Annotated in this window: 10 protein-coding genes; 8 read left to right on the top strand and 2 right to left on the bottom strand. The window is 36.6% G+C overall.

Annotated elements, in window-relative coordinates:
* The first annotated feature begins 1,090 nt into the window (after positions 1-1,090).
* The 7 genes from IGL24_RS08590 (at position 1,091) to dnaJ (ending at position 9,017) form a co-directional block, all read left to right on the top strand.
* Positions 1,091-1,345 (top strand): hypothetical protein, encoded by a 255-nt coding sequence (locus IGL24_RS08590; protein WP_429966317.1) that lies wholly within the window; start codon positions 1,091-1,093, stop codon positions 1,343-1,345.
* 262 nt (positions 1,346-1,607) lie between these two features.
* Entirely contained in the window at positions 1,608-2,138 is a 531-nt protein-coding gene (locus IGL24_RS08585) for a hypothetical protein (RefSeq protein WP_207700233.1), read from the top strand.
* A 401-nt stretch (positions 2,139-2,539) separates the two neighbouring features.
* Positions 2,540-3,721 carry a radical SAM family heme chaperone HemW gene (hemW, locus tag IGL24_RS08580; protein WP_207700232.1) on the top strand — a complete coding sequence of 394 codons (1,182 nt, stop codon included), beginning with the start codon at positions 2,540-2,542 and terminating at the stop codon, positions 3,719-3,721.
* A gap of 233 nt (positions 3,722-3,954) precedes the next feature.
* Positions 3,955-4,998: a heat-inducible transcriptional repressor HrcA gene (gene hrcA / locus IGL24_RS08575; RefSeq protein ID WP_206857185.1), complete on the top strand. Its 1,044-nt coding sequence runs from the start codon at positions 3,955-3,957 to the stop codon at positions 4,996-4,998.
* 80 nt (positions 4,999-5,078) lie between these two features.
* On the top strand, positions 5,079-5,624 hold the full coding sequence (gene grpE, locus IGL24_RS08570; RefSeq protein ID WP_206857187.1) for a nucleotide exchange factor GrpE: 546 nt from the start codon (positions 5,079-5,081) through the stop codon (positions 5,622-5,624).
* A gap of 55 nt (positions 5,625-5,679) precedes the next feature.
* Positions 5,680-7,509, top strand: coding sequence for a molecular chaperone DnaK (gene dnaK, locus IGL24_RS08565; RefSeq protein WP_010735218.1), 1,830 nt, complete (start codon positions 5,680-5,682; stop codon positions 7,507-7,509).
* 341 nt (positions 7,510-7,850) lie between these two features.
* Positions 7,851-9,017: a molecular chaperone DnaJ gene (gene dnaJ / locus IGL24_RS08560; protein ID WP_206857188.1), complete on the top strand. Its 1,167-nt coding sequence runs from the start codon at positions 7,851-7,853 to the stop codon at positions 9,015-9,017.
* A 38-nt stretch (positions 9,018-9,055) separates the two neighbouring features.
* Here the strand turns inward: dnaJ and IGL24_RS08555 are convergent, their stop codons facing one another.
* Both IGL24_RS08555 and IGL24_RS08550 read right to left on the bottom strand, forming a co-directional pair.
* Positions 9,056-9,739: an HAD family hydrolase gene (locus tag IGL24_RS08555; protein ID WP_206855960.1), complete on the bottom strand. Its 684-nt coding sequence runs from the start codon at positions 9,737-9,739 to the stop codon at positions 9,056-9,058.
* A gap of 10 nt (positions 9,740-9,749) precedes the next feature.
* Positions 9,750-10,526 carry a DeoR/GlpR family DNA-binding transcription regulator gene (locus tag IGL24_RS08550; protein ID WP_207700231.1) on the bottom strand — a complete coding sequence of 259 codons (777 nt, stop codon included), beginning with the start codon at positions 10,524-10,526 and terminating at the stop codon, positions 9,750-9,752.
* Positions 10,527-10,752: 226 nt separating this feature from the next.
* Between IGL24_RS08550 and lacG the strand changes: the two genes are divergently transcribed.
* On the top strand, positions 10,753-12,153 hold the full coding sequence (gene lacG, locus IGL24_RS08545; RefSeq protein WP_429968433.1) for a 6-phospho-beta-galactosidase: 1,401 nt from the start codon (positions 10,753-10,755) through the stop codon (positions 12,151-12,153).
* Positions 12,154-12,159: the final 6 nt, after the last annotated feature.

Here is a 12,159-nt window from a genome sequence, read left to right as displayed (position 1 = left end):
TCAACAGTGTAATTTTGGAGAAAACTGATGAAAGTAGTTGAGAATAAAAAAATACAGGTTTGAACTTATAGACTAAAAGAAAAGAGTGGACAAATGAAAAAAATGTTTTTGATAAGTCAAGTTCTATTAGGTGTTAATACGTTTATGTTAATTGTAATGCCCTTTATTTTGAGTGTATTGAGTAACTTATTTCCTAAATTTGTTGATAGTGATATTGTATTATCATGTATAGGGTTTTCGCTGTTGGGAATATATATTACTGCTCCGTTTGGTGTAATCATGTTAGTGGTATATACTCTATATCTTTGGTACCAAGAAAAAAAGAAAGATCGTTCTAAAACTACTTAATTAGCTGAGGATTTAAGCAATTATAAATGACAAAACCAGAAAAATTAAGGAGTGATTTTTGTAAAACATTTATCCTATCGTTAAAAAGACATTTTAATATCCTTCGAAAATTGATTAACAATGCTTGTAAAGGTACATATGATGACTAGAAACTTAGAGGAATTGGAGGGAAAATTAAAAGACTGAAAAAGAACAAGTACAGCAAATCGTAAACAGCGTAAATAATTAGTGAAACATAGCTCGAGTCGTAGAAAATGTTATTGTTGCTCAAAGTGTTATAACGTCAGTACGAGGTAAAGCATTAGCTGGAGAGTCATTATAGAAAATTTAGATGTAGTATCCGAAAAAGACTATTTTTTTACATAAACTTTTGACAGTAGATATGAAGAAGGGATTAGGTAAGTAAAAGTGATATATTTAGAGGCTCGAATACTCTTATGTTTCTTAAGTCTCATGTTTTTCAGTATAGGTATCAATTTTTTATTGAAAATAAAAAAAATAGTACGAAAAAATCTTGATAAAGGTTTATCAAAATCTGATTATACGAAAGTAGAAACTTATTTAACTAAATATCGATTTTATGTATATATAGGATTTTTTTCTCTTGTACTCAACTTAATATTATTACGTTTTAACTAGTGATAACCATTTTTTATTATTCTAGTTAAGATTTGTCCTTAGACAAACGATTAAATTTATTAAATACATAATAAGTAACGAAAAATTGGAAATGAGGTGTTTTATGTTTAAGAAAATTCGAAACATAAGTATAGTGTTGTTTATAATAAATTTGTTTATTTTAGTAGTTGTTCCAATTGTATTTTCGGTTATTTTTAAAATTTCTCCTAATTTAGATCCAAGTCCAAATGGCTTAGGTGTTGTACCACTACTAGCTGTAATTTTAGGTGTATTTTTTGTGAGAGTAACTGGTCCTATTATGTTTATTATGCTGATGATTGACATTGCTCGTAACGTAAATGTAAAAAATAATCTTTAAAATCAGTTGTCGGAGTAGAAATGTGTGTTAGATACTTGAAATGCAATTTATACATATTAAAAAAATGTGAAATTGATTCATAACTATATAGAAAAAGCGACTAAAATTTCAAGTATTAAGAATTGGCAGTCTATGATTTGAGTCTGCTAAATATTTTTATTCGATTATTTAGCAAACAAAAATATAATTCAATTGGTTAAGACTTTGAATAATGAAAAGGTATTTATTTTATGAAAATTCTTGTAAGAGGTGATTTTGTAAAATGATAGATCAAGATCCTTTTGTGCTTAAAGTTGGTTGGAGAGAATCAGTAAAAATGATATTTTTTGGAGTATTATTGATAACTCTTACAATAGCCGGACTTATATGGCTCTTTTACCCTTTTTTTAGCGCTGAAGATACATGGGATATGCTGGTTAATAGTATCTTATTTTTAGTAATAGTTTTAACTGGAGTACCATTTTTAGTATATTTAATAAGTGTCCTTTCATTTGGTTTAGTAAGTACAGGATTTTACAACATTGTAAGATTAAAAAAATATGATGGATTGATTTATAGGTTAGATGAAGATGGGTTAGCATATTTTGAAAACAATAAGTATCATTTGAAAAAATGGAATGAAATATCAGATGTAGGCTCTTTTAAGCAAGAAGATACGGAAAATAAAGTACTTTATAAATATGAAATCAAGTTTACAGATGGAACGACTCATGAATTTGATTTAAGAGGGAAATATCCTACGAAGGAATTTAAAGACGTCATTGAACGTTATTGGTTATTTTACAATCGTTGATGGGTGTTTTATGGTCTCGATAAGTAGATGATTCTACATTAGGGTATATGATTTTAAACAAAATGAAATAATGAACTTTCAAAAGCTATTCTATCCGAGTAATCATGAAAACCACACTGTAAATTTACAACCAAGTCTCTACGACAACCAAAGAAAAACTAATCCAAGAAATTGATTCTTGGATTTTTTAGTGGATTTGTTTGTTAAATACGTTTAGTATGCGTATATAAGAGGTCGTGAAAGTGCCGGTTAGCTCCGATGATAATAAGAAAGCAATTTTCGAAACAGCTTTTCATGTTTTGAAAATTGCTAGCTTATTTCAAGGAGTTGGCACTTGAACACCGTTTAAAGAGTGGTCGAAAAGCGGTACGACTTTTTGACGTAAGGAGAAAGAAAAAACAATGAAAGAAACAAACAAATCCGCAGAACATAAGGTTTCTGCTTATATCCATATTCCATTTTGTGAACATATCTGTTATTACTGTGACTTCAATAAAGTGTTTCTTGAAGGACAGCCGGTCGATGAGTATGTGGAGATGCTGTTAAAAGAAATGGCGATCATGATGGCGCGCCGACCAGTCAAGGAGTTGGAGACGTTATATGTTGGTGGTGGAACACCGACTTCGTTATCGGCGAAGCAGCTAGATCGGTTACTGTCTGGCGCAAGAGAGATTTTACCTTTTAATGAAGGAAAAGAGTTTACGGTTGAAGCGAATCCGGGTGATTTGACGAGAGAAAAGCTACAAGTTATGAAGAATTATGGGGTCAATCGTTTGTCAATGGGTGTTCAAACGTTTGATAATCGTTTATTAAAAAAGATTGGGCGAAAGCATACGGCAGAAGATGTCTATGAAACGATGCGTTTTTTAGAGGCGGAAAATTTCTCGAATGTCAGCATAGATTTGATTTATGCGTTGCCTGGACAGACGTTAGAAGGCTATCGTGATACATTGGAGCGGGCATTAGCACTAGACTTGCCACACTATTCCTTATATTCATTGATTTTAGAGAACAAAACGATGTTCATGAATTGGGTTCGGCAAGGGAGATTGCAGCTGCCGGATCAAGAGACGGAGACTCGGATGTTTGAAGAAACGATCGAGGCGATGGAGAAACATCAACGTCATCAATACGAAATCAGCAACTTTGGCATAGCTGGTCACGAATCGCAACATAATTTGATGTATTGGAATAATGACCATTACTTCGGATTTGGTGCAGGAGCAAGTGGTTATTTGGACCATACTCGGTATCGCAACAAGGGGCCGATCCAACATTATTTACGTCCGTTACGTGAAGGTGAATTGCCTGTTTTGGAAAAAGAAGAGTTGTCACGAAAGAATCAAATCGAAGAAGAGATGTTTCTTGGGCTAAGAAAAAAAGTGGGCATTGAAAAGCAACACTTTTTAGCACGTTATGGCCAATCGCTTGAATCGTTGTATCAATCTGTCCTTGACGAATTAGTGGAGGAAGATCTATTAGTGAATGAAAAGGATCGAGTGTATTTGACACAAAAGGGAACTTTTTTGGGGAATAATGTATTCGAGCGGTTTTTATTGGATAAAGAGTTGCCGAGTGTTTAATTGATTGTTTAAATTTTTTATAACCGATAGATAAAAAAACAAATTTACTAAGTGTTTTACGGAGAGAAAGCTTGATTTTAAGGGGATTTGAGTCAATCATTAATTGGTTAGCACTCTGTATGTTAGAGTGCTAAAAAAGTGGGTTCTTTTCCTTGACACTTTTTGGTCTTCTTGCTATATTTATAAGTGGGTTAGCACTTAGAAGATAAGAGTGCTAATGAGAGGTGAGAAAGATGTTGACACAGCGACAAAGTGATATTTTACGTCTGATCATCCAAAACTATACGAGTAGTGGGGTGCCCGTTGGTTCCAAAACGTTAATGGCGGAAGGAGTCGAGGCAAGTCCAGCGACGATCCGTAATGATATGAAGGCTTTAGAGGATGAGGGACTTTTATTGAAGACACACTCTTCATCTGGACGTATACCGTCTGCGCTGGGTTATCGTTACTATGTGGATCATCTCTTACGACCTGCTCGTGTAGCAAATGATGATTTGCACCAAATTCGACAGTCTTTAAACAAGGAATTCCATGAAATCAACGAAATCATCAAGCAATCAGCTGAGATCTTATCTGAGTTGACTAGTTACACTACTTTTTCGTTAGGACCCGAGATTAAAGATCGCCGTTTGACCGGTTTTCGCATCGTACCATTGAATAGTCGTCAGGTCATTGCGATCGTGGTGACAGACAATGGAAATGTGGAAAGTCAGGTTTTTACTCTTCCTGAAAACTTAGGTAGTCAGGACTTAGAGAAGATGGTTCGTATTGTCAATGATCGTTTGGTCGGTGACCCGTTAGTGACCGTATACAATAAGTTGCGTACGGAGATTCCGATGATCTTACATAAGTATTTCCAAACGACAGAAGGGATGTCTAATCTCTTTGACACAGTTTTGAGTCATGCGTTTGAAGATAAAGTTTATGTAAGTGGCCAAATGAATCTGCTAAATTATGAACCACTGCAAGATGTGGATCAGTTCAAGTCAATGTTTTCATTTATGACAGATACTTACGAACTGACACAGATGATCGTACCGATGGATAGTAAGATACACATCAAGATCGGTTCGGAGTTAGGCAATGATCTATTGCAAAATATGAGTATGATCCAAGCGAGTTACGAAATCGTTGGCCATGGACGTGGGACGATTGCATTGCTCGGACCAACTAGTATGCCTTATTCAAAAATGTTAGGCCTCGTGGATGTCTATCGAAAAGAATTGGCGTACAAGCTTGCTGATTATTACCGCACGCTTGACCGTTCGGATTTTTAACAATCGAAAAAGTGACTGATCGTTCTTTTTCGAACTGAGCGATCAAGCATCTGACTGAATAAGGAAAGGAAGACTGCATCATGAAAGAAAACCAGGAAGAATTAGATCAGGAATTGAATGATACGCAGGTTGATCCAGAAACAGAAGAAGTTGAAGTTTCAGAAGAGGAAGAAATAAACGAACTTGCGAATCTCCAAGCTGAATTTGATGAAATGGAAGATAAGTTTTTACGTGCACGAGCAGAAATCGCTAATATGGCGAATCGTGGTAAAAACGAACGTGAGCAACTGCAAAAATACCGCTCACAAGATTTAGCAAAAAAATTGTTACCTTCAATCGACAACTTGGAACGTGCATTAGCGACAGAAGTTTCGGATGAACAAGGCGCAAGCTTGAAAAAAGGTGTCGAGATGGTACTTGAAAGTTTAAAACATGCGTTGAAGGAAGAAGGGATCGAAAAAATCCCTGCAAAAGGAGAACCTTTTGACCCGACATTGCATCAAGCAGTTCAAACGGTACCGGCAACGGATGATTTACCGGCTGATACGATCGTTGAAGTGCTACAAGAAGGATATAAATTACATGACCGCGTATTGAGACCAACAATGGTCATCGTCGCACAATAAAGTCATGATGGAATAGAAACAAACAACTTTGTAATAAGATAAGGAGACGTTTATTATGAGTAAAATTATCGGTATTGACTTAGGTACAACAAACTCAGCAGTAGCTGTATTAGAAGGAAACGAAGCAAAAATCATTGCAAACCCAGAAGGAAATCGTACAACACCTTCTGTTGTGTCATTTAAAAATGGTGAGATCCAAGTAGGGGAAGTAGCAAAACGTCAAGCAGTGACAAACCCTAACACGATTTCTTCAATCAAACGCCACATCGGTGAAGCTGGTTATAAAGTAGATGTTGAAGGTAAATCATATACACCTCAAGAAATCTCAGCAATGATCTTACAATACATCAAAGGTTTTGCCGAAGACTATCTAGGTGAAAAAGTAGAAAAAGCAGTTATCACTGTTCCTGCTTACTTCAATGATGCACAACGTCAAGCAACAAAAGACGCTGGTAAAATCGCTGGATTAGAAGTAGAACGTATCGTTAACGAACCAACTGCGGCAGCACTTGCTTATGGTTTAGATAAAACTGACCGCGATGAAAAAATCTTAGTATTTGACCTTGGTGGTGGTACATTTGACGTATCGATCCTTGAATTAGGTGATGGCGTATTCGATGTATTATCTACTGCTGGAGACAACCATTTAGGTGGGGATGACTTTGACAACAAAATCATCGACCACATGGTTGCTGAATTCAAAAAAGAAAACGGCATTGATCTAGGTCAAGATAAAATGGCTTTACAACGTTTGAAAGATGCTGCTGAAAAAGCGAAAAAAGATCTTTCAGGTGTTTCAAGTACTCAAATCAGCTTGCCATTTATCACAGCAGGCGATGCAGGTCCATTGCATTTAGAAATGACATTGACTCGTGCGAAATTTGATGAATTGACAGCTGATCTAGTAGAACGTACAAAAGTTCCTGTACGTCAAGCATTGAAAGATGCTGGTCTATCTCAATCAGAAATCGATGAAGTTATTCTAGTTGGTGGTTCAACTCGTATTCCTGCAGTTGTTGAAGCTGTAAGAAAAGAAACAGGTAAAGAACCAAATAAATCAGTAAACCCAGATGAAGTTGTAGCAATGGGTGCTGCGATCCAAGGTGGCGTTATCACTGGTGATGTGAAAGACGTTGTTTTACTAGACGTAACACCTTTATCTTTAGGTATTGAAACAATGGGTGGCGTATTTACAAAATTGATCGATCGTAATACAACGATCCCAACAAGTAAGTCACAAGTGTTCTCAACAGCTGCGGATAATCAACCTGCTGTAGATATCCATGTATTGCAAGGGGAACGCCCAATGGCTGCGGACAACAAAACATTAGGTCGCTTCCAATTGACAGATATTCCAGCTGCACCACGTGGTATCCCACAAATCGAAGTAACATTTGATATTGATAAAAATGGTATCGTGAATGTATCTGCAAAAGATCTAGGTACACAAAAAGAACAAAAAATCACGATCAAATCTTCTTCAGGTTTAACAGACGAAGAAATCGAACGTATGGTAAAAGATGCTGAATCAAATGCAGAAGCAGATAAAGCACGTAAAGAAGAAGTTGATCTACGCAACGATGTCGATGCATTACTATTCTCAGTTGACAAGACTTTGAAAGAATTAGAAGGTAAAGTTGACGAAGAAGAAGTGAAAAAAGCGGAGGCAGCTCGTGATGAATTGAAAGCTGCTGTAGAAGCAAACAATATCGAAGAAATGAAAACAAAACGTGATGCATTGAATGAAATCGTGCAAAACTTGACAGTTAAATTATATGAACAAGCTGCACAACAACAAGCGCAAGAAAATCCTGAAGCAGCACAAGGCGGAGCGGATGATGTCGTAGATGCTGATTTTGAAGAAGTCGATGACGACAAAAAATAATCAGTTCATGTAGTTTCACCTAAAGAGGTCAAGTCCCGCTTTAGAATAAGCCGAAGAATTCGAAAATAGCTTCTCATATTTTCGCGATTCTTCGGCTTATTTCCGAGGGGAGAATTTAGTTTGAGTATTGAAGCATCACTAGTGTAAAGGAATAAGTCATCAGTTGTGGATTTTCTTTGGATCAAGGAGAGAAATACTTTCTTTTCTTCATGCCATAGAAATCAATGATCGATTTTTTCTTCTTTAGTCGATACTTCAAAATTTCCGGTTTTTGTTTCGATCAAAGTGTGATATGATAACAAACGACGTGGAAATGAAGAGAACCAATAGGAGGAAAGCCTATGGCAACAAAACGTGATTATTATGAAGTCTTGGGGCTGTCAAAGGGAGCTTCAGAAGACGAAATTAAAAAAGCATATCGAAAGTTATCAAAGAAATACCATCCAGATATCAATAAAGAGCCGGATGCTGATGAAAAATTCAAAGAAGTTTCAGAGGCTTATGAGATTTTAAGTGATCCGCAAAAACGTGCAGCTTACGATCAATACGGACATGCCGGAACTGATCCGAATTACGGCGCAGGCGGTGGCGGATTTGGTGGTTTTGGCGGCTTCTCTGGTGGAGGCGCTGGCTTCGGTGGATTTGAAGATATTTTTGATTCATTTTTCGGCGGTGGCGGAAGATCAGTTGATCCTAATGCCCCTCGACAAGGAGCGGATCTCCAATATACGATCAATTTATCATTTGAAGAAGCAATATTTGGTATTGAAAAAGAAATCAAATACAATCGTGAAGAGATTTGTCATACATGTAGTGGGAATGGTGCAAAACCAGGAACACAACCGACGACTTGTCATAAATGTCATGGTTCAGGTACGATCAATGTGGAACGTCAAACACCGCTTGGTCGTGTGATGAGCCGTCAAACTTGTGATGTTTGTCGTGGTACTGGGAAAGAAATCAAAGAACCATGTCCGACTTGTCATGGCTCTGGTCATGAGAAAAAAGCACATACGGTCAAAGTCAATGTACCAGCCGGTGTGGAAGAAGGACAACAAATGCGTTTAGCTGGTCAAGGCGAAGCGGGTGAAAATGGTGGACCGTTTGGCGATCTGTATGTAGTCTTCCGAGTAGAAGAAAGTGATATCTTCGATCGTGATGGTTCAGAGATCTATTACGAATTGCCATTAAGCTTCGTGCAAGCAGCACTAGGTGATGAAGTCCAAGTACCAACTGTGCATGGGGATGTCAAATTGAAGATCCCTGCGGGTACGCAAACGGGAACCAACTTCCGCTTACGTGGCAAAGGAGCTCCACGATTGCGTGGCGGATCAACTGGCGATCAACATGTACGCGTGAAATTAATTACACCTAAGAACCTCAATGAAGAACAACGTGACGCCTTACGAGCGTTTGCTAAAGCTGGCGGCATGCATGTTCAAGAGCAACAAGAAGATGGTTTTTTTGATAAGGTAAAAGATGCTTTTGGTGGAAAAAAGCGTAAATAAATAAAAAAGATAGACGTTTATACGTCTATCTTTTTTTATCAAATTGAAGGAGTCAAAAAATTAAAATAAAAGTTATCAAAATTCTCAATGATGCTATCTTTTCTCAGTTCTTTCGCAGAGAATAATTGACGATTTTTACCATATGGATCAATTGCGATGATCATACCGATATTCGCTCGTGTGGCTGCTAAAAGTCCTGAGTATGCATCTTCGATGACGAGGCAATCTTTAGGTTCAAGTGCTAATTTTTGTGCTGCTTTTATAAAGATATCAGGTTGTGGTTTACCTGGAAAAGTACCATCATCATAAACGACCTTATCGAAAGAAAACCAATTGGACAAATTAAAAATCTCGAAATAAAATTCGACATTTTCTTTAACTGTCGCGGTAGCGATCGTAATAGGTATATTTTGTTCGTTCAATATATCTAAGGTCGCAATCAAGCCATCAGTGAGGACTAGCTCTTCAGGTTTTTCTAAACAAAGGCTACGATAATGAGCTTCTTTTTCATACGATAAATTTGCTATTTCATCCGTTGTTAAAGTAGGAGATATAAAATAAGCTAATATTTCACTATTTGTTCGACCATGTATGTTTTTAACGATATCTTCGTCAGAAAGTTCTTTTTTTGAATAACGATGAATCATTCGAATCCATGCGGCTTCATGAAGATGTGAATCTTGGAACATTGTTCCATTAAAATCAAAAATAATTCCTTTCATAAGTTCACTCCTAAACTTCATTTTCTAGTGTTTCTGAGATTTTGATTTGAACATATTGAGAATAGTGGTCTTTCACATGTTCTTTGATATTAGTGTCAGTAATCAGTAAATCAAAATCATGTAATTGATAAAAGATATAAAAATCATCACGATTGAATTTTTGATGATCCACTAACAAAAATTTATTTTTCGAATGATTGAGGGCAATCTGTTGTGCTTCGCCTTCTTCAGTACTGTAGGTTGAAATAGCTTCATTATGGACACCATTTGCACTGATAAAGGATTTAGTAAATTTAAGTTTTCTTAGAGTGTCGTTGGTGATCGGACCAACAAAGGCTCCGGTATTTTTTCGGAAGTCACCTCCGACCAACAAAATTTCAGGTACTTCTGCTTGAGCAAGAACTTCAAAAACGGCGTAATTGTTCGTAATGATCCGCAGTTTACGATGGATCAAGTGAGATGCTAATAACTCGATCGTAGTTCCTGGGCCTAAAAAAATTGTGTCTCCTTCGTCGATCAGTTGAGCAGCACTCACGGCAATTTGTTGCTTCTCTTTGATTTGCATGACTGATTTTTCTGTATGTGACAATTCTTGATCAAGTGTATATGTTAGGCTTTGCGCACCTCCATGGATACGAAGCAGTTTTCCTGATTTTTCTAATTCATCTAAGTCCCGACGAACAGTCATATCAGAGACATTTAATTGTTCGATGATTTCATTGACTGTCAGTATTCCTTTTTTATTGACCATTTCACTAATCATCAGTAAGCGCTCTCTTTTTAGCATATCATCACTCCTAATTCATGATTAATCTATCATAAAGCATAACACGAGTCAACAGAAACAAACACGTATAAACATTAACAATCATATAAACAAACATAAAAACACATAGAAATACTAAAATGTGCTTTTTTATGATTGAAAATGTTCGTTATTGTTGACAAATGTTTTGAATGCGATTACAATTCGTGTTGTCATATAAATAGCATAAAAGAAGGTAGGGGAAGAAATGCTAAAATTACTGAAAGATTTCATCTTTGGCGGTGCAACAGCGGCATATCAAGTAGAAGGTGCAACGAAGGAAGGCGGAAAAGGTGAAGTTGCGTGGGATGAATTTTTAGAGAGGCAAGGAAGATTCAGTCCAGATCCAGCAAGTGATTTTTATCATCAATATGAAAAAGATATTGAATTATGTGAGAAGTTTGGGGTGAACGGGTTACGCTTATCGATTGCCTGGAGTCGTATCTTTCCAGAAGGTACTGGTAAAGCCAATGAAGAAGGTGTTGCTTTTTACCATAAAGTTTTTGCTTCATGCGAGAAACATGGTGTATTGCCTTTTGTGACACTCCATCATTTTGACACACCAAAAGTTTTATTCGATCAAGGAGATTTTTTGAACCGAAATAATGTAGAAGCGTTTGTTGAATATGCTAAGTTTTGTTTTGAGGAATTTAAAGAAGTTCGGTATTGGAGTACTTTCAATGAAATTTATCCGGTAGCAACGAATCAGTATCTACTAGGAATATTCCCTCCCGGTATCACCTATGATTTTACAAAGATCATTGCTTGCCTACACAATATGATGTATGCGCACGCAAGAGTAGTGAACTTGTTCAAAGACAATGGATATGAGGGGGAAATCGGTGTTGTTCATTCCTTAGAAACTAAATATCCAGCATCTGAATCTGAGGAAGATCAACATGCAGCTTTTTTAGATGATGCATTATCGATTCGTTTTCTATTAGATGCCACTTATTTAGGCTATTATTCAAAAGAAACACTTTCGGCACTTGTTGAGATTTGTGAAGCAAATGGAGCAAGCTTTGATTTTCCTGAAGAAGATTTGATAGAAATGAAACGTGCATCCAATCGCAATGATTATTTAGGGATAAATCACTACCAGTGTCACTTTGTTAAAGCGTATCATGGAGAAAATGCGATTCATCATAACGGGACTGGAGACAAAGGAACTTCAGTTTATAAAGTCAAAGGAATTGGTGAACGGATTTATAAAGAAGGGATTCCAAGAACTGATTGGGATTGGTTGATCTATCCTGAAGGGCTATATGATTTATTGCTGCGGATCAAGAAAGATTATCCCCACTACAATAAAATTTATATTACTGAAAATGGGATGGGGTTCAAAGACCAATTCGATGACGGCGTGATCATGGACCAACCACGGATCGACTATTTAAAAGTCTACTTAGAATCGTTGAGTCAAGCAATTTCTGATGGTGTCAATGTGAAGGGATATTTTTTATGGTCACTAATGGATTTATTTTCTTGGTCAAATGGCTATAACAAACGCTATGGGCTATTCTATGTCGATTTTGAAACGCAAAAACGCTACCCGAAAGAATCAGCCTATTGGTATAAATTTGTGAGTGAAACAAAGACAATCATTTAAGTTGGA

The organism is Enterococcus sp. DIV2371 (assembly GCF_050498525.1).
Taxonomy (GTDB): domain Bacteria; phylum Bacillota; class Bacilli; order Lactobacillales; family Enterococcaceae; genus Enterococcus_B; species Enterococcus_B mangumiae.
The sequence above is the reverse complement of the archived record's forward strand: the minus strand, read 5'-3'. Positions and strand labels throughout refer to the sequence as shown.

Excerpts from the sequence above, each read along its gene's own strand:
- IGL24_RS08590 (WP_429966317.1), top strand. The coding sequence starts at position 1,091 with ATGTTTAAGAAAATTCGAAACATAAGTATAGTGTTGTTTATAATAAAT.
- IGL24_RS08585 (WP_207700233.1), top strand. The coding sequence starts at position 1,608 with ATGATAGATCAAGATCCTTTTGTGCTTAAAGTTGGTTGGAGAGAATCA.
- hemW (WP_207700232.1), top strand. The coding sequence starts at position 2,540 with ATGAAAGAAACAAACAAATCCGCAGAACATAAGGTTTCTGCTTATATC.
- hrcA (WP_206857185.1), top strand. The coding sequence starts at position 3,955 with ATGTTGACACAGCGACAAAGTGATATTTTACGTCTGATCATCCAAAAC.
- grpE (WP_206857187.1), top strand. The coding sequence starts at position 5,079 with ATGAAAGAAAACCAGGAAGAATTAGATCAGGAATTGAATGATACGCAG.
- dnaK (WP_010735218.1), top strand. The coding sequence starts at position 5,680 with ATGAGTAAAATTATCGGTATTGACTTAGGTACAACAAACTCAGCAGTA.
- dnaJ (WP_206857188.1), top strand. The coding sequence starts at position 7,851 with ATGGCAACAAAACGTGATTATTATGAAGTCTTGGGGCTGTCAAAGGGA.
- IGL24_RS08555 (WP_206855960.1), bottom strand. The coding sequence starts at position 9,739 with ATGAAAGGAATTATTTTTGATTTTAATGGAACAATGTTCCAAGATTCA.
- IGL24_RS08550 (WP_207700231.1), bottom strand. The coding sequence starts at position 10,526 with ATGCTAAAAAGAGAGCGCTTACTGATGATTAGTGAAATGGTCAATAAA.
- lacG (WP_429968433.1), top strand. The coding sequence starts at position 10,753 with ATGCTAAAATTACTGAAAGATTTCATCTTTGGCGGTGCAACAGCGGCA.